At 69.9% G+C, this 17,026-nt stretch carries 19 protein-coding genes; 5 read left to right on the top strand and 14 right to left on the bottom strand.

The window, feature by feature from the left end; genetic code table 11:
* Positions 1 to 174: 174 nt before the first annotated feature.
* The 11 genes from VIB55_RS05265 to VIB55_RS05315 all read right to left on the bottom strand — a co-directional run bounded on the left by VIB55_RS05265 (position 175) and on the right by VIB55_RS05315 (position 9,022).
* Positions 175 to 711, bottom strand: a complete 537-nt coding sequence (locus VIB55_RS05265; RefSeq protein ID WP_331875618.1) for a hypothetical protein — start codon at positions 709 to 711, stop codon at positions 175 to 177.
* A gap of 23 nt (positions 712 to 734) precedes the next feature.
* Positions 735 to 1,433: a hypothetical protein gene (locus tag VIB55_RS05270; protein WP_331875619.1), complete on the bottom strand. Its 699-nt coding sequence runs from the start codon at positions 1,431 to 1,433 to the stop codon at positions 735 to 737.
* Between the two features lie 20 nt (positions 1,434 to 1,453).
* On the bottom strand, positions 1,454 to 2,380 hold the full coding sequence (locus tag VIB55_RS05275) for a serine hydrolase (protein WP_331875620.1): 927 nt from the start codon (positions 2,378 to 2,380) through the stop codon (positions 1,454 to 1,456).
* An 82-nt stretch (positions 2,381 to 2,462) separates the two neighbouring features.
* The gene (locus tag VIB55_RS05280) at positions 2,463 to 4,160 is read right to left on the bottom strand and encodes a tetratricopeptide repeat protein (protein ID WP_331875621.1); all 1,698 of its coding nucleotides are present in this window, start codon (positions 4,158 to 4,160) and stop codon (positions 2,463 to 2,465) included.
* A 37-nt stretch (positions 4,161 to 4,197) separates the two neighbouring features.
* Positions 4,198 to 5,109, bottom strand: a complete 912-nt coding sequence (locus VIB55_RS05285) for a hypothetical protein (protein ID WP_331875622.1) — start codon at positions 5,107 to 5,109, stop codon at positions 4,198 to 4,200.
* A 44-nt stretch (positions 5,110 to 5,153) separates the two neighbouring features.
* On the bottom strand, positions 5,154 to 5,912 hold the full coding sequence (locus VIB55_RS05290) for a class I SAM-dependent methyltransferase (RefSeq protein ID WP_331875623.1): 759 nt from the start codon (positions 5,910 to 5,912) through the stop codon (positions 5,154 to 5,156).
* 1 nt (position 5,913) lies between these two features.
* Positions 5,914 to 6,528 (bottom strand): TMEM175 family protein, encoded by a 615-nt coding sequence (locus VIB55_RS05295; protein WP_331875624.1) that lies wholly within the window; start codon positions 6,526 to 6,528, stop codon positions 5,914 to 5,916.
* Positions 6,529 to 6,542: 14 nt separating this feature from the next.
* Positions 6,543 to 7,394, bottom strand: coding sequence for a DUF3667 domain-containing protein (locus tag VIB55_RS05300; protein ID WP_331875625.1), 852 nt, complete (start codon positions 7,392 to 7,394; stop codon positions 6,543 to 6,545).
* 39 nt (positions 7,395 to 7,433) lie between these two features.
* Positions 7,434 to 8,162, bottom strand: a complete 729-nt coding sequence (locus tag VIB55_RS05305) for a DUF5694 domain-containing protein (RefSeq protein WP_331875626.1) — start codon at positions 8,160 to 8,162, stop codon at positions 7,434 to 7,436.
* A gap of 228 nt (positions 8,163 to 8,390) precedes the next feature.
* Positions 8,391 to 8,783 carry a hypothetical protein gene (locus VIB55_RS05310; RefSeq protein ID WP_331875627.1) on the bottom strand — a complete coding sequence of 131 codons (393 nt, stop codon included), beginning with the start codon at positions 8,781 to 8,783 and terminating at the stop codon, positions 8,391 to 8,393.
* Positions 8,783 to 9,022, bottom strand: coding sequence for a helix-turn-helix transcriptional regulator (locus tag VIB55_RS05315; RefSeq protein ID WP_331875628.1), 240 nt, complete (start codon positions 9,020 to 9,022; stop codon positions 8,783 to 8,785). Before VIB55_RS05315 ends, VIB55_RS05310 begins: the two co-directional genes overlap by 1 nt.
* 122 nt (positions 9,023 to 9,144) lie before the next feature.
* Between VIB55_RS05315 and VIB55_RS05320 the strand changes: the two genes are divergently transcribed.
* On the top strand, positions 9,145 to 9,381 hold the full coding sequence (locus VIB55_RS05320) for a hypothetical protein (protein WP_331875629.1): 237 nt from the start codon (positions 9,145 to 9,147) through the stop codon (positions 9,379 to 9,381).
* 35 nt (positions 9,382 to 9,416) lie between these two features.
* Here the strand turns inward: VIB55_RS05320 and VIB55_RS05325 are convergent, their stop codons facing one another.
* Positions 9,417 to 10,553, bottom strand: a complete 1,137-nt coding sequence (locus tag VIB55_RS05325) for a cellulase family glycosylhydrolase (protein ID WP_331875630.1) — start codon at positions 10,551 to 10,553, stop codon at positions 9,417 to 9,419.
* 110 nt (positions 10,554 to 10,663) lie between these two features.
* On the opposite strand from VIB55_RS05325, the gene VIB55_RS05330 reads away from it, so the two are divergent.
* Entirely contained in the window at positions 10,664 to 11,197 is a 534-nt protein-coding gene (locus VIB55_RS05330; RefSeq protein WP_331875631.1) for a GNAT family N-acetyltransferase, read from the top strand.
* A gap of 12 nt (positions 11,198 to 11,209) precedes the next feature.
* On the opposite strand, the gene VIB55_RS05335 is transcribed toward VIB55_RS05330, so the two are convergent.
* Positions 11,210 to 11,686 carry a DUF1579 domain-containing protein gene (locus VIB55_RS05335; protein ID WP_331875633.1) on the bottom strand — a complete coding sequence of 159 codons (477 nt, stop codon included), beginning with the start codon at positions 11,684 to 11,686 and terminating at the stop codon, positions 11,210 to 11,212.
* 219 nt (positions 11,687 to 11,905) lie between these two features.
* Here VIB55_RS05335 and VIB55_RS05340 point away from each other — a divergent pair, with 219 nt between their 5' ends.
* From VIB55_RS05340 to VIB55_RS05350, 3 genes are all read left to right on the top strand, one after another.
* A complete protein-coding gene (locus tag VIB55_RS05340) occupies positions 11,906 to 13,063 on the top strand; it encodes a lamin tail domain-containing protein (RefSeq protein WP_331875634.1) in 1,158 nt (385 codons plus the stop codon).
* A gap of 148 nt (positions 13,064 to 13,211) precedes the next feature.
* Complete coding sequence (locus VIB55_RS05345) at positions 13,212 to 13,379, top strand: hypothetical protein (protein WP_331875635.1); 168 nt, start codon at positions 13,212 to 13,214, stop codon at positions 13,377 to 13,379.
* A 190-nt stretch (positions 13,380 to 13,569) separates the two neighbouring features.
* A complete protein-coding gene (locus VIB55_RS05350) occupies positions 13,570 to 15,783 on the top strand; it encodes a DNA/RNA non-specific endonuclease (RefSeq protein WP_331875636.1) in 2,214 nt (737 codons plus the stop codon).
* A 64-nt stretch (positions 15,784 to 15,847) separates the two neighbouring features.
* On the opposite strand, the gene VIB55_RS05355 is transcribed toward VIB55_RS05350, so the two are convergent.
* A partial coding sequence (locus tag VIB55_RS05355; RefSeq protein WP_331875637.1) for an RNA polymerase sigma factor occupies positions 15,848 to 17,026 on the bottom strand: 1,179 nt, incomplete at its 5' end.

A 17,026-nucleotide genomic window follows, 5' to 3' on the forward strand; every position in this document is an offset into this window, starting at 1 on the left:
TGCGTGAGTGCGTGAGTGTCGATGCTCGCGCACACCCCGCCTGCCGAAGCGCGGGTGTCATCCCGACGGAGCGGCCACGTAGAACCTGCCGATTCACCAAGCTTCGCAGCGACCGAGGGATCCGCCACACACCGTGCGCGACGCACCGCTGTATGCTATCACCGTTCTCCCGCTTCAGCCCGGAGGCACGTCGGCCATCCCCTTCAGCCACCGCCAGTGCATCAGGAACAGCCCGGCCGCAAAGAGCGACAGCAGGACGCTCGTCACCAGGCCACGGCCGGCCTCGTGCCGATTGCGGCCGATGCGTTCCGCCCGGAGCGCCTCGTAGCGCTGGCGCAGTTCGGCCTCGGAGAGCGGCGCCTTGCGGGCGGCCTCTCGCTCGGTCGGGTCCAGGTACGGCGAGTTGTTGTACGTGGCCTTGTACGCCGCGAATGACGAGAGGGAAGGGCCCCAGGGTTCCCCCGACTGCAGCGGATTCGCAAGCCTGAAGGCGTTGTTCACGATGGCCACGGTGGAAAACAGCAGCGTCACCACGGTGACCAGGCATACCGAGTAGCCGTACCACTGGGCGATGCGGTTGGGCCGGTCCACGGCGTCTCTCCTGGCAAGGGTGCTTGCGAAGCCGATCCACAGGACGAGCGGTATCCCGAACAACAGCGCCGGGAACAGCCACAGGAACGGCGATGGTGATATCGCGAAGTCCATCAGCACTCTCTCTCCCGCTGGTGGTTGCCTCAGCCGGCCAGCGCCGGGCGGGCCGGTACCAAGTCGCAAAAAGCGAAGCGCTCGCCGCGCATCACCACTTCACCCACCTCGTATGGGATGGGCTCGCGGAAGCCGGGTCCCGCCGAGACGAAGGTGTGGAACTCGCCGTTTTCGCCGCAGGCGTCGATGCCTTCCGGCAGGTCCCCCAGCAGAGATGCGTCGTAGCGGCGTCCCGCGAACTCGGCGGATAGCGCATCCGTGTCTACGCAGACCAGCCGGGCCGCGATCCCGCGGCGGATCACCTCCCGCGCAAGCACGTCCGTCGCCTCGCCCCACAGCGGAAAGACGGCGCCGTAGCCCGATGCGGCGATTCGCTGCTCGCGGTACTGCCGCACATCCTCCAGGAAGATGTCGCCGAACGCGATCCGCCGGACCTCCGGATGCCGCTCCCGCAGCCGCTCCAGCGCCTCCGCCAGCGCCGCATCGTACGCTTCGTTGCTGCTCTCCGGCTGCAGCGTCACCTCGTGCAATGGAGCGCCGATCGACTCCGCCTGCGCATGCAGCAGCGCGCGCCGGACGCCGTGGATGCTCACCCGGTCGTAGCCGGCGGTCACCGTCGTGAGCAGGCCCACGACGTCGAACCGCGGGTCATCGAGGAGGCGCGCCAGGGCGAGCGCGCTGTCCTTGCCGCCGCTCCAGCTGAGGACGACGGGCTCGGCTGCGCTCACGATCGGGCGCGATTGATCTGTCATCGCGACGGGCGCCAGGCGTCTTCCGGGTTGAAGTGCTCGTAGACCGCGCGGGAGACGGCCTGGAGCAGGCGCGAGCCCTCGTTGCCGGGCTCGTAGCCGGTATCCGCCTGGTTCTTGGTGATGACGGCCAGCACGTAGTCGCCCGTGGGCGCGTTCACCAGCAGCACCTCGCTGCGCGAGCGGTCCACGAAGCCCTGCTTGGAGGCGGCCTGGATGGTCGGCGGAATCTGCGAGAGCGCTTCCTGGTCCCAGTAGCTCTTCGTGAGCATGCGGTACATCTCCGCCGATGCGCGTGGGTTCACCGCACGCCCCTCCCGGATCATCACCAGCGCCTGGGCGATCTCGCGCGGCGTCGTCTGCCCCCACCCGTAGACGGAACGCGCCTGCTCGCGCCCCGGGGTGCGCGAGTTCACGCGCGTCTGCCGGAACCCGTGCCCATCCAGCCACTCGTTCACCGCCGCGCCGCCCCCCACCAGCGCCTGGATCCACAAACTCGCGTGGTTGTCGCTGATGGTGAGCATCAGGAACGCCAGCTCGCGCAGCGGCAGCGTGTCGCCCGCCGCCATGTAGCCCACCACGTCCGTCGCTTCCGTGTAGCGGTAGGTGAGCGTATCGGGATAGGGCACGCGCGCGTCCAGGCTCAGCCGGCCCTGCTGCACCTGGTCGTACAGCGTCAGCAGGATGGGCACCTTGATCATGCTGGCCGTGGGGAACACCGTGTCGGCGTCGATGGCCACGGTGGCGCCCGTGGGCAGGTGGCGCACGTAGATGCCTACGTCGCCGCGAAAGCCGCGCACCAGGCTGTCGAGCCGGGCCGTGAGCGCCGCGTTCGTCCGCTCGGGCGGGAAGCGGTCGGCCTGCGCGCGGAGTGGCGGGGCGAGGAACAGCGCGGCGATCAGCGACAGCCGGGCGATGCGGTTCATGATGGGTTGCACTGGACAGGGTGACGCTGCGCACGACGGGCAAAGATGCTTCGGACGTCGCGCGTCCGCCACGCCGATGGTGTCAACGCACGGCGGCGCCCAAGCGCGCCTCCTCGAGGCCGGGGAAGCCGACGTCCGCCCCGCTCCACACAGCGGCGAGCTCACGGTACTCCTGCACCGCCTCGTCGCGCCGGTTCAGCGCCAGGAGCGCGCGGGCACGGTGCAGGCGTGCGCGCGGCCGTCCGGGCGCCGTGCGCTCCAGCGCCTCCAGTTCCGCCAGCGCCTCGGCCGGGCGGCCGGTGGCCAGCAGGAGCTCCGCCGCACGCTCGCGCGGAGGCATGGCCGTTCCCGGCGGGCCGAACGCGAACGGAAGCGCCTCCAGCTGCGCCGCCGCGGCGCGGAGCAGGGCCACCGCCGAGTCCGGCTGGTTGGCCCACCCGAACCGCTCGGCGCGCAGCATCTGCTCCATCGCCCGCGCCTCGCCCAAGGGCACCGCCCGCGCGCCGCCGGCCTGCGCCTGGGCAATGCGCTCGCCGATCCGCGCGAGCATCGAATCCGCCAGCAGGCGGTCGGCGTCGCGGCTGCCCGGCGTTGCGTCCGCCGCGCGCGCGGCGCGCCGGGCTGCGGCGTATCCCACGAGGAAGTCGGCGAGCGTGCGCACGCCGACGGCACGCAGGTGCGTGGTATCGAACCGCATGCGGGCCAGCGGCGAGTCCCACGCGTCGGTGTTCATCACGTGGGCGGCCGTCATCAGCACGGCGTGGGCGTCGGCGTCGGCGCGGCCGCGTGCCGCCCGGCGCGTTCCATCCGCCAGCGCCGTCTGATAGATGAGCATGGAATCCAGCCACCCGCGCGCCTCGCGCACCTTGCCCTGCTGCAGCAGCCCGTACGCCAGCCAGTGCGTGCCGTGGCCAAGGGCGTACTGCTCGGGCGCCTGCGCGCGGTGCGCGCGCAGGTTGGCCGCCACCACGTCGTCCCAGCGGCCCAGGGCGATGAAGATGTGCGAGGTCATGTGCTGCGCGTGCCCCGCCGCGGGGACTGTTTCGCCGTACACGCGGGCCGCGTCGATGCCCCGGGTGGCGCTGGCCGGGTCGTCGACGGCGTGGATCAGGTAGTGGAGCGCGCCGGGATGGCGGGGATGCGCGCGCAGGATGGTGTCGGCGACGGCCTCGGCCATGGCGTAGGCCCGCGGCTCGCGCTCACCCTGGTTCAGCCCCAGCAGGGACAGCGCGTAGAACGACGCCGCCTCGGGATCCGCCGGGTCGTCCGCGTGCAGGCGGGCCAGCGCGCGATGGAAGGCGGTGTCGCGCACGGCCTTGGGCAGGTCGCCCGCGTACAGCGTCTCCACGGCATCCAGCCACGCCCGTTCGCGGGGGGTTCGCGCCATGCGGGCGCGTGCCTCGGGCGTGGGGGCCAGCGACCGCAGGGCCGCCCGGGCTTGGGCGGTGTCCTGCTGGTTCCACACGGGGTGCGTGTGCGCGAACGCCTCGAACGCCGCGCTCATGGCGTCGCCCGGGTCCAGCTGGCGCGCCCGCTTGAACGCCGCGATGGCCTCGGGATAGTGGAAGTTGTGGAGCAGCAGCACGCCCCGGGTGAACTCCGCCTGGGCGGCGGGCGCGGCGCGGGTGGCGAAGTGGATGGCACCCAGCCCGCCCGCCGACCCGTCCGCCGCGCGCGCCTCGGCCCCGTGGCCCGCGTGCTGGGCGGCGGCCGGCGGCGCGGGGGAAAGGACCGCGGCGAGGAGGGTGGCCAGTCCGACAAGGAAGGATTTCGCACGCATGGGGCCCCGGTGGGTTGAGGGATGCAGGCGAGCGCGGTCAGCGCGGGACGATGTTCACGCCCCAGGCCTGGAACCCGGGATGCAGCTGCTCCAGGCGTTCCATGACGGCCGTGGCGGGCATGGGGTCGCCCTCCGTTCTCGGGAACTGCTGCTGGACCGCGCGGATGAAGCCCAGCCCGCGCTCGCGGAACACCTGCGCCACCTGGCGGGCGAAGACGGCCTGGTACCAGTTGTAGTTTTCCGGGCCCACGCGAATGTACAGCCGCTCGAAGTCGTCCAGCGTGGTGTGCGCCGGCGTGGGCGACTCCAGCTTGGCCTGCAGCATGGCGTTCCACGACGGCGCCAGCCGCGGCGCCGCCCGCTCCAGGAAGGCGTACGCGAAGTACGATGCCAGGAACTCGCTGAACCAGCGCGCGTGCGTTCGGATGCCCATCTGCCCGGCGTAGCTGTGCCCCAGCTCGTGCAGTCCGATGAGGTCCGTCATCCGCGCGGCGTTCTCGTCGAAGCTCACCCCGGTTGCGGCCACCCGCGCCCGCACCGCTTGCGATGCACCGGGCTCCAGCTTGCGGAAATCCTCGGAGATTGCCCCGTCGAAGGTGGCGGGAAGGAATACCACGCCACCCGCGATGTAGGGCACACCGTACGGCACCCGCGAAACGCGCTCCCAGTCCGCCTTCGGCAGAACGGCCACGTGCACGCGCGTTTCCAGGCCCAGCGAATCGGCGAAGAACCGGGCGGCCTCGCGCAGGAGCGCCTGCGCCTCCATCGCCCGGGCGTGGTCCGCGGGCCGGTGGAACACCGGGAGAGGAGCCGCGAGCGAGTCCAGCCCAAGGGCGCGCACCTGCTCGATCACCGGCGGCGGCGGGCTCTGCGCCGGGGTCTGCGCCGCGGCGGGAGCGGCGGCGAGCAGCGGAAGGAGGGCCAGGGAAAGCTTCAGAGGGTCGATCATGGAAAGAAGGCGGGAAGGGGTGAAGAGGATGGGTCGTGCAGGCTTCAGTATGCGTGATCGGACCCGCCCGAGGCAACGATCAGGCGATAGCCGATGTCGAGCTCGGTGCGGGCGAGGAGGTGGCCGTGGCGCACGGTCCACGTGCCGTCCGCGAGGTCGGCCCGCAGCCGATCCAGGCCGGGCCGCGGGTCGCGGAGCTTGGCGAACGCCGAGATGGCGCCACGCGCGCCGTCGTCCAGGTAGCGCTCCGGCCGGCGCCAGTAGCCGCCCAGAAAGCCGTCCGTGCAGTCCGCCGGAACGGGGACGGGGCGCGCTTCCACCGGGCCCAGGACGCTCTCCATCTGCGCGATCGTGGGCATGGTGAGCAGGTCCATCTCCACGATTTCGGGAAAGTAGTCCTGCACCAGCCAGAACCCGGGATGCTCGGGATCCCACGTGAGGATGGCGACGCGGTCGCGGGCCACCCGCCGCATCTCCCGCAGCCCGGCCCGCCAGTCAGGCCAGTGGTGGATGGTCAGCACCGCGAGGGCGGCATCGAACGAGGCGTCGCGAAAGGGCAGGTGGTCGGCGTAGGCCCGCACGGCCGGCCCCGCGCCGGAGTGCCGCTGGCGCACCATCTCGGCCGAGGGCTCCACCGCGGCCACCCTCCGGTCCGCCGGCTCGTACGATCCCGCTCCCGCACCGACGTTCAGGATGGTGGACGCGGAGCCCAGCGCGTCGGCGATCTGCGCGGCGATGCGGGGGTCGGGGCGGCGGTAGGCGGAGTAGCCGACGCCGATGGTGTCGTAGATGGGCTGTGCCATGTCAGTCTCCCGCCTGTGTGGAGGCCGCGGCGCGGGCGTGCTCGGCCTGCAGCGTCCGTTCGATGCGCGTGTCGGGGATCAGCCACATCAGCGCGACCGCCGCGTACAGCGCGTTCGACAGCTCCGGGTGCACGAACGCCAGCGGAATCGCCGCCGCGTAAATCACCAGGGACAGTTTGCCCTTTACGTCGCGCCCGAGCGCCCTGGCCAGCAGCGACTCGCGGCCTTCCTGCGCCACGATCGCCCGCTCCAGCACCCAGTACGCCACCGCCGCCATCAGCAGGACCACGCCGTACAAGGCCGTGGGGGCCGCGGCGAAGTCGTTCTCTCCCATCCATCCGGTGACGAACGGCACCAGCGACAGCCAGAACAGCAGGTGAAGGTTGGCCCACAGCACCTTGCCGTTCACCCGCTGCGTGACGTGAAGCATGTGGTGGTGGTTGTTCCAGTAGATGCCGATGTACACGAAGCTCAGCACGTAGCTCAGCACCACGGGCAGCAGCGGGCGCAGCGCCGGCAGCTCCGCGCCGTGCGGCACCTTCAACTCCAGGACCATGATGGTGATGATGATGGCCAGCACTCCGTCGCTGAACGCCTCCAGGCGCGTGGTTCCCATCCTGCCGTCCGTGTTCAGAGGAGCACCGTAAAGGCGAGCGCGATGGCGGAGAGCATCCAGATGCTGAGCAGCACCTGGTACACGAGGTAGAGGCACACCGTCTTGAGCACGGCCGGCAGCCATCCACCCCAGTACACGCGATGGAGAGCGAAGCCCAGGTAAACGGACGCGATGAGTGCGATCACCGCGTCCATCAGGCCGGGGAGCTCGCCCGGGGGGCGGGCGGGCAGCAGCCGGTCGACGATCATCAGGAGCAGGAAGAACGCGCTCCAGTGCAGCGAAAACACGACGTGGCCCACGTACCCGGCCGGCGCGCGGCGATGGAACAGGTGAAGCACCAGCCCGAACAGCAGCACCGACGCCACCAGGAACGCGGGGAGGTAGCCCGTCACCGTCGCCTCGAACCGCTCGCGGAACAGCTCCATCGAGATGCCGCGCCCGGCGAGCGGCGCGAGCGATTCCCTGCTGACGGTTCCGCTGACCCCGATGGCGTTCAGCGAGCTGACCACGCGCCCCTCCCGCGGATCGAACGTCAGGAACGGCCGATACGCGTTGACGAAGAAGAACGCCGCCGCCGCTCCCAGGTACAGCTGCAGCGGCTGCGTGTACCGCACGCGCCGCCCATCCAGGTACTCGCGGGTCAGCCGTCCCGGCCGCCCCAGCAGCGTGCCCAGAGTTCGGAGAAGGCGGGAGTCCAGGCTGGTGAGGTCCGCGGCGGCTTGACTGGCGAACGCCCGCACCGACGTGGCCGCCGGCTCCGCCGCCTGCCCGCAGGCGTGGCAGAACGCGCCGAGCAGCGCCGTCGCGCAGTTGTCGCACGTGTCGGCGCTCACGTCGTCCGGCGCATCCGGCGCGACACCGATCATCGCGGCCCTGACCGCACGGGTCCCTCCCTGCACGCCATGTCAGCGAAGGAAGGGAAGCGGGCTCACCGGGCAGAAGTCGGGCGATTCGTGGAGGATGTTGCGCAGGGCCGGCACGTGCCCCGACCCGACCGCCACCAGCACGCGCCGCGTTCCGGGACGCAGCACGCGGGTAAGGTTGTGAGCCATGATGATGTTGCGCTCGTACCAGCGGGCAAGCAGCTGCGGTCCGCCGCGGTTGCGGCCCTCGCCCGCCGCCAGCATGCTGCCGAACATGGCGAACGAGTTGCCGCCCTGCAGCCCTTCGTCGGAGTTCGCCGCCCGCAGGTGCTCGATCACGCTCGTTTCGCGCTGCCACGCCGAGGTGGAGTCCGCGCGCTTACTAAGCACCGCCATGAGGCTGTCGCTGTGCGCCTTGAACTCGGGACGCCGAACGTAGAGCGCCTCGATGGAGTCGTTGCCGATGGGCATCTGGTGATCGATCGGATGCACCGTCGCGTGCCCCAGCCTGCGGGCAAGGCGAAACGCGATCTGGTCGACCTCGTTGTGGTTGCGCGTGGTGCCCTGGGCCAGGTACCGCTGGTATCGCGCGGTGGTGGAGTCCGCGAAGCCGAACGGCCACTCGACCGCGATCTGCTCGGGGCCCCAGCCAGCCAGCCGCGTCACCAGTTCGTCGAGCTCCGCCTGCCTGTGTGGGCCCAGGATGTCGGTGGCCGGGGTATCGACCCCGTCACTCGGTGAGCCCTCGAAGTGATACGTCCCCAGCAGCATCACTTCTACTTCGCCGGGCCGGCATGCAGCCGGAAAACCGGTAGGAGGCTGCTCGCTCGCCATGGGCGCCGGCGCAACGGCCGCGGGGGCGCAACTGGCCAGCGCAACGACGAGCCCGACCCCTCCGATGCGCCACAGCTCCATCATCGATGTTTCTCGTGCGTATGGGTTACAGGCGGGGGGTGCGACCGTGGGCTTCGACCATCGGTGGATATGAAGGCTGCCGCGTTACTCGCGAAGACGAGCGATCCAGCGTGGTAGATGTGCCCTCCGACCACCGAGCGTTTCGACAGCGCCCAGCAGATGTTGCACGGCGTCGTTGCGTTCGCCGGGCGGGAGGTGCGCCACCAGCAACGAGAGCGCGGCTGCAGCGGCCTCGCTGCTCACCTCGCCGTCGTCACTCGCCTGCCTCTGGACGTACCACTCGTTGAGCTTGCGGAGGGTGCCCACGTGCGGCTCGGAACCGTTCAGGAATGCGCGGAAACCGGTGCCGGACAGGCCGATCTCGCGCGCGGCCTGCCGCTGCGAGGTCACTTCCGCATACGCGCGGGCAGCTTCGCGAAGCGCGTCCAGGGAGACGACGCGCTCACCAATCCGAGCACTCGCTCCGTCTGTCACCATCAGCCGCCCGCGTCCAAGCCTCCCAGCAGGTCAGCCGGTGCGATTTCCAGCGCCTCTGCGAGCCTGACGATGTTCACCAAGGCAACGTTCCGCTCGCCGCGCTCAGCGCCGCCCACGTACGTGCGGTCGATCCCGGCCTTGGCCGCAAGCTTCTCCTGCGAAAGCCCCGTCCGCTGACGAGCTTCGCGCAGGTTCTCGCCAAAACGCTTCAGGATGTCGGATCGGGATAGTGCGGTCACGTGGCGGGCTGTTTGAATCGGCGTGGACCTTCACGAGTAGATGATGGGAGGCTTGCCGACGATCCGTCCACGGATTATAAGTATCTGATGACTATAAGTATTCTGAACAGACGGAGGGGCTGATGAGGACCAATGGGGAAGGTGGAAAGCACACGTCACCGATGAGGCTACTGGAGATGCTGTTGGACCGCTTCGGCGCGTTCGAGACGATCGCGTTCGCGTCGTTGCAGATGGCTGCGACCGGCGATCACGAGAACGCCCCGCCGATGAGCCGGATGACTGCGAACGCGATTCTGGAGTTTGGCGACGATCTGCGGCAGGCGTACCAAGCGGCGACGGACTGGGTCGAAGCACGTTAGGCGAAGAGGCGAAGAACAGACGATTTCAAGCGTGCTCAACTATCGTGTCGCGCGCCGGTGAGCGAACGGATCAGCTGCACTTCATCCTGGCGGTACGGGGTGCCGTCGGGGCGGAAGATGTCGTGGAACCAGACGGGCGGCTCCGACGGGTAGGCGCGCTGCCACGAGTCCCACGGGTAGATGGTCTGCGACTCGCCGCTGACGAAGCCCCAGTTGATGGCATCCACCGCCTGCTGCTTGAAGTACGGCAGAATGCTCTCGAACGTGCTGCCGCGCGGGCGCGCCATGTACTCCGTGCACAGCACCGGGCGCCCGTACTTCTGGAGCGCCGCCACCTGCCGCTGCAGGTTCGGAAGGTCGTCGTAGCTGTGGAAGGTGATGACGTCCGAGTTCTCCAGCATGAACGTGGTGATGGGCAGCGTCTGGCTGGGGTCCACGTAGTCGCCCTTCCACGGCCCGGCGGTCAGCGGCTGCGTGGGGTTCATCTCCCGCGCCCACTGGAAGGTGCGCCGCAGCAGCGCGAGCGCCATCGCACCCTTGTTCACCGGCTCGAAGGCGCCGTACGAGCCGCCGTTGCGGTTGTCGGGCTCGTTGAACAGGTCCCACGCCACGATCCGCCGGTCGTTGGCGAACCGGCCGACGACCCCCTTCACGTACGGCTCCAGCTCGCCGTGCCGCATGCTGTCGCGCAAGATCTCCACCCCCGGCGACTGCAGCCAGCCGGAATTGTGGAGCCCCGGCACCGGCTGCCGCTGCGGGCCCGGGCGCGGAAACGGGTCCCACACGGCGTCGAACAGCACCAGCATGGGCCGGATCCCGTGCCGGTCCGCGATGGCCAGGAACTCGTCGACGCGGTTCAGGAAGCCCTGCGGGTCCTGCTTGTAGGCCAGGTCGTGGAGGAACACGCGCATGGTGTTCATCCCCAGGCCCTTCGCCCAGCTCAGCTCACGGTCGATGGTCCGCGGGTCCCACGACTCCGCCTGCCACATGTCGAGCTGGTTGATGGCCGTCTGCGGCGCGTAGTTGGCGCCCACCAGCCATCCCGTCTCGCGCTCCCACGCCATCGCCCGTTCCGCGGACCAGCGCCCGGGAAGCTGCTGGCCCTGCGCGGATACCGCCGTGGCGGCGACGGCCAGCAGGGTGAAGGTGCCGCGGAGAAGGCGCTGCATCATGGGAAATCCGGGGGATCGGTGGGACGGGAGGGCCGTCCGCCAAGCTAACGACGCCGGGACCTTGCGCAAGCGAGTGGCGTCGCGGGCCGGGCGCGGATAGAGTTCACCGCATGCCGAACGAATCCATCGACACCGAGCGCCTGACGCTTCGCCGCCCCGCGCTGGCGGACTTTGCGGACTCTCTGGCCATGTGGTCGTCGCCCGAGGTGGCGCGCTACATCAGCGGCCGGCCGTCCACGCGCGAGGAGGTGTGGGCGCGGCTGCTGCGCTATGCCGGCCTGTGGGCCACGCTGGGGCTGGGGTACTGGGTGGTGCGGGAGCGCGCGACGGGGCGGTACCTGGGAGAGGTGGGATTCGGCGACTTCCGCCGCGACATCGTGCCTCCGCTGGACGGCATCCCGGAGATGGGATGGGTGCTGGACCCGCGGGCGCACGGGCGCGGCTACGCGACGGAGGCCGTGCGCGCCGGGCTCGCCTGGGCGGAGGAGAACCTGCCGCGCGCCGCGGACGGGGCGCCCGGGCGCATCGTGGCCATCATCCATCCCGACAACGCCCCTTCCATCCACGTGGCCCAGAAGTGCGGATTCCGCCGGTGCGCAAACGCCATCTACAAGGACGAGGTCACGCTCGTCTTCGAGCGGTAGCCACGCGGACGCTCAGCCGGCGCGGCGGTAATGCGAGGTCATGAACCGCGTCCACCGGCCGTCGCTCCCCAGCACGTCGGAGGTGAGCACCCGGTGGCCGGGGGCCACGAACTCGATGGCGTCCCTGTACTTCGTCATCGTGTTCCCGTCTTCCCAGCTGGGCCCCTCGGTGTCCAGCGTCAGCCGGTTGCCCGAGGCGTCGAGCTCGCCGTCGTAGATCCAGATGTGCGTCATCATCGATCCCACGAAGGTGCCCTTGAAGCGCTGCGTGGCGGCGTCGTAGCCCAGCGTCATCAGCGTGTCTGCCGTTCCGTCCCCGGACATGTCGCCCTCGCACAGGGCCCACGTGCCGCCCAGCAGGCGAACGCTCTCGCGCCCGCCCAGCTTCACCGGCGGCTCGCCCGGTGCCCCGGCGGCTTCCATCTCGTAGGTCCATTCGCCCACCAGGCGCTGCAGCCAGGCGTGGGTCCCCCGCGGTTCGCCGTGCATCGATGTGTCCCTGTGGATGAGGTGGGAGGGTGCCCAGCGGATGCGCAACGTACAGGTGCCCGGTGCACGCGCCAAGACGTTCGTTGACCGCAAGGGCACGTTCTCGGCTCGCCAATCGCTACAACCCTTGTTTACCGGGATGAATCCGTTAGCTTGGAAAGCTCCTCCGACCGTGGCCGTGCCGGCCGCCCTCCTCCTCTGTAGTCCCCACGAGGCAGCTTGAACAGCACTGTCCGTATCATGTCGCAGGCGCGGATTCCGCTTGCGATGCTGCTGGTGGCCGCCGCGTGCGGCGACGGGCAGCCCACCGGGCCCAGCCTGGCGGCCGAGAAGTTTCCGGCGCTGCAGGTGTTCGAGTGCACCGCGAACGTGGCCTCGGGGAGCGTGTCGTGCGCCAGCCCGCTTCCGACCGGGGGCAACTTCGCGATCATCGGGGGGCAGAACGACAACGTCCGCCTCACTTCGTCCGACGTCACGGCGGTGGGCGGCATCTTCTCGTTCAATGTGACGGTGCAGAACCTGTTGCCCGAGGCCATGGGCACGCCCGACGGCCTGGCTCTCGACACCGCCGGGATCTCGGTGTTCTTCCACCGGGGGCCGACCGTCACTGCGGGAACCGGCACCGTGACGGTGGCCAACGAGGACGGCAGCAAGGAGTTCACGGCCCCCAACCAGCCGTACTTCCGCTACAGCGAGGTCCTCTCGCAGGACGAGGTTTCGGCGTCCAAGACCTGGCAGCTGGCGTACACGGCCGGCGTGCAGACCTTCACCTTCAAGGTGTACGTCGCCGCCGTGCTGCAGCCGCTGCTGGTGATCAACGAAGTGCTGGCGAACCCCAGGAGCGGCGCTTTGCCGCCGGGAGCCACGGGCATTACGGATGCCAACGGAGAGTGGTTCGAGGTCTACAACGCCGGGCGGTTCCCGGTGCAGATGCAGGGCATGACGATTTCCGACTCCTCCTCCGGCAGCAGCGGCAAGCAGAAATACCACGTGATCGCCTCGTCGCTGCTGGTCGAGCCGGGCGCGTACGTCGTGTTGGGCAACAACGCGAACACGTCGACCAATGGCGGGGTGCCCGTCGACTACGCGTACCCGAACACCGCACTGATGCTGGCCAACACGATCGACGCGATCAAGCTCTCGCGCTCGCTCACCCCGGGCGACACGCTGGCCCTCTTCACGGTGGATCGAATCCAGTACGCCGACGGAACCAAATCGGCTAAGGACGGCGTCTCGCGCGAGCTCCTCAACCCCGTGCTCGACAACTCGAACGTGGACGGCTCCTTCTGGGCCGATGCCCTGCCGGGGGCCACGTACGGTCCGTCGGGGCTCACGCGCGGCACGCCCAAGGCGCAGAACTCCACGTACACGCCCTGATGCCCGCCGGGGCCGGGGCGATCGTCTCGCCCGGGCCCGCGCCGCGCATCTACGTTCGTCAGCGTTCCCGGGCCGCCCCGCGGCCCACGACAGCAACGTTCCGTGCACCGGCGCATGCCGGTGCACTCGACCCCTGAGGCTGAAGCCGATGTCGACCAAGAACTCTTCGCCCGCCGAGAAGCCCGCCGCCGGCCGCAAGGCCTGGGTGGCCCCCCGCGTGGACACGCTCCCGCGGCTGACCAACCTGACGCTGGCGACCGGCGCCGCCATCAACGGTGGCGGCGACGTCAACTCGCCCGGCAGCAGCGTGTTCTAGCACGCGGCTGCACACGCTCGACCATTCCCCGCCCCGGCCGCGCGCCGGGGCGGGGATTGTTTGTTTCCGGGCAAGTGCCTGTGGCTGCAAGACCTGCGGGGCCTTGTCGAAACGCCCGGAATGCGGTAGTGTAGTACATCATCCGCCACAGCGGGTCCCTCCCCCGCATACCCGTATCCTGGGCTACCTGGTGCTGCGCACTCTGCCTTCCGTGGCCGCTCGCCGGCCGTGGCGCTCCGCGTTTTCCATCATCGCGGGCGCACTTCTCGTCATCGGCTGCACAGACAGCATCGTCACGCCCACGAGAACGGAGCCCACGCCGGTGCCCCCGGCGGGCCCGGTGAGCATGCAGCTGACCTGCGTGGCCAGCGTGCAAAGCGGCTCCGTGTCCTGCAGCACCCCGGCGACGCCGGCCGGCGTGCGCGGCGCGGTGACGTACGGCGGGCAGAACCAGTACGTGAAGCTCACATCCACCAACGTGACGTTCGACGCGGGCACGCGCATCATGGGCGCCGACGTGACGCTGCAGAACCTTCTGCCGCAGATCATCGGCTCGCTGGACAGCGCCACCGTGCACCCGAACGGCATCCGGGTGTTCTACGCGAGCGGCCCCACCACGTCGGACCCGGGCACCGTCACGGTGCGCAACCCCGACGGCACCGAGACCTTCCTCTCGAGCCCGGCCCCGTACTACCAGTGGTCGCAGGCGCTGCGGACGAACGCCGTTTCGAGCGTCAAGCGCTGGGAGTGGAACGTGGGCGCGGGGGTGAACACGTTCACCTTCTCCGTCTACGTGCAGACCGAGGTCACCCCCACGCTGGTCATCACCGAGATCATGGCCAACCCCAGCGCCGTCGACGACTCGGTGGGCGAGTACATCGAGGTGTACAACCCGGGGCTGGCGACGGTGGACCTGAGCGGATACCGCATCGTGTCGCGATCGGGCTCGTCGACGGAGCAGGTGACCATCGCGTCGGGGGTTACCCTGGCGTCGCGGGCCTACGGGGTGATCGCCGCGCGGTCCAACACCGCGCGCAACGGCGGCGTCACGGCCATCGCCGAGTGGGGCGGCACCGCCATCCAGCTCAGCAACAGCACCAGCGCCACGGCCCCCGACTACGTGGCCATGCGGCGGCCCAGCGTGGCGCCGGGGACGTTCTTTACGATGGACTCGGTCGGATGGGCGCCCGTCGGAACCACGACGGCGCCGCCCACGGGCCGCACGCGCGAGCTGCTGGATGTGAAGGCCGACAACACGCACATGAGCAGCGCCGCGTGGAACACGGGCTACACCAAGTACGGCATCGGTGACGGGAACGGCGACTTCGACCGCGGCACCCCCGGCGCGCCCAACGGCGTGCTGGTGGCACCCGGCCCGGTGGTGCTGGTGCGCATCTCCCCGGGGTTCGCGGTCATCGACACCCTGAACCAGTTCCGCCGCTTCTCGGCGTTCCCCGAAGACTCGCTGGGGCAGACGGCGTCCACCACCATCACGTGGGCCACGGACAACCCGGCCATCGCCACGATCGACCAGACCGGCCTGGTGACGCACGTGGACACGGGGCAGGTGCACATCACCGCGACCGCCTCCAACGGCGTCGCCGACACCACGCTGTACTCGATCTTCAAGTACTCGCCGGCGTCCATCTACCGGAACCACGTGGAGTTCGGGGTGCCCGTCACGGGCCTGCCGAACGACAACAACAACATCGTGATCCTGAGCGACCGGCGGACGCACTACAACCTGTCGTACAACGCCAGCCGCGGCGGGCCCAATTGGGTGAGCTGGAACCTCAACCGCACGCAGTTCGGCAAGATCCCGCGCGCGCCCACGTTCTACACCGACCCGCTGCTGGTTTCGTACGGCGCGTACCAGGTGACCACCTGCGACTACACGGGCAGCGGCTACACGCGCGGCCACATGGTGCAGAGCGAGCAGCGCACGCAGACGCGGGCGGAGAACGACACCACGTTCCTGATGACCAACATCCTTCCGCAGACCAACGAGCTGAACACCGGCCCGTGGGGCGACCTGGAGGAGTACGGGAACGAGCTGGCGCGCTTCCACCAGAAGGAGATCTACAACGTGGCCGGCGGCACCTGGCCCGCGTCGCCGCAGTACCTCACGACCACGTGCGGCAACGCGAACCGCGTGCAGATCCCCACCACCACCTGGAAGGTCATGGTGATCATGCCCTACGGACAGGGGCTGGCGGACGTGACTTCGGCCAGCAGCGTGCGGGTGATCGCGGTAGACATGCCCAACACCTTCACGGCCAACAGCCAGCCGTGGACGGCGTACAAGGTGACCGTCGACCAGATCGAGGCCATCACCGGCTACGACCTGCTCGCCGCGCTTCCGGACGCCATCGAGGCCGCGGTCGAGTCGTCGATCGACCCCTGATCGCCGGCTCGCCGTGAGAAAGGAACGCCGCCCCGGGCTCTCGTGCCCGGGGCGGCGTTTTCGTTCAGGCCTCCGGCTCGCTCGTCGTCCTTGCCGCGGAGAGGCGGGCGGCCCTGAGCGTCAGGTAGTCGCGTTCGGGGAGGCTGGCCGTCCGCTCCGCTGCCGCACGGTAGTGGGCGATGGCGCGCGCGGCGTCGCCGGCCCGCTCGTACAGGTGCGCGCGGACGGCGTCCAGGCGGTAGTGCCCGCGCATCCGCGGATCGTCGTCCAGCCCCTTCAACAGATCCAGCCCCGCTTCCGGCCCCCTCACCATCGCGGCGGCGATCACGCGGTTCAGCGTCACCACCGGGTTGTCGGACATCCGCTCCAGCACGCCGTACAGGGCCAGGATCTGGGGCCAGTCGGTGTCTTCCGCGCGCGCGGCCTCGTCGTGGACCGCCGCGATGGCGGCCTGCAGCTGGTACGGCCCCACGGCTCCGCGCGAGAGCGCATCCGAGATGAGCGCGACGCCCTCCACGATCATCCCTCGATCCCACAGCGCGCGGTCCTGCTCGTCCAGCGGGATCAGCTCGCCGTGGGGTCCCGTGCGCGCCGCGCGGCGGGCGTCGGTCAGCAGCATCAGCGCAAGGAGCCCCGCCACCTCGGCGTCGTTCGGCAGCAGGGCGTGGAGGGTGCGGGCCAGGCGGATGGCCTCGTCCGACAGGTCGGGCCGGTGAAGGTGCGGGCCGGTGCTGCTGGTGTATCCCTCGCTGAACAGCAGGTAGAGCACGTGCAGCACGGACTTCAGCCGCTCCGCGCGCTCGGCGGCGGAGGGCATCTCGAAGGGCACCCCGGACGCCTTGATGCTCGCCTTGGCCCGGCTGATCCGCTGCGCCATGGTGGCCTCGGGAACCAGGAACGCGGCGGCGACCTGCGCCGTGGTCAGTCCGCCCACGGCGCGGAGGGTCAGGGCGATAGCCGAGGCGGGCGTAAGCGCGGGGTGGCAGCACATGAACAGCAGCACGAGCGTGTCGTCGCCGTCTACGCCCACCTCCACCTCCGGCGGCGGGACGAAGGCCCAGTCGGCCCACACCCGGGTGGCGACGGCGTCCTCGCGGCGGCGGCGCGCCATCTCCCCGCGCAGGTGGTCGGTCAGGCGCCGGAGCGCGACGTGGTACAGCCAGCCGCGCGCATTCCGCGGAACGCCGTCCACCGGCCACTGCGCCGCCGCGGCGATCAGCGCCTCCTGCACGGCATCTTCCGC

Source organism: Longimicrobium sp., from assembly GCF_036554565.1.
GTDB lineage: Bacteria > Gemmatimonadota > Gemmatimonadetes > Longimicrobiales > Longimicrobiaceae > Longimicrobium.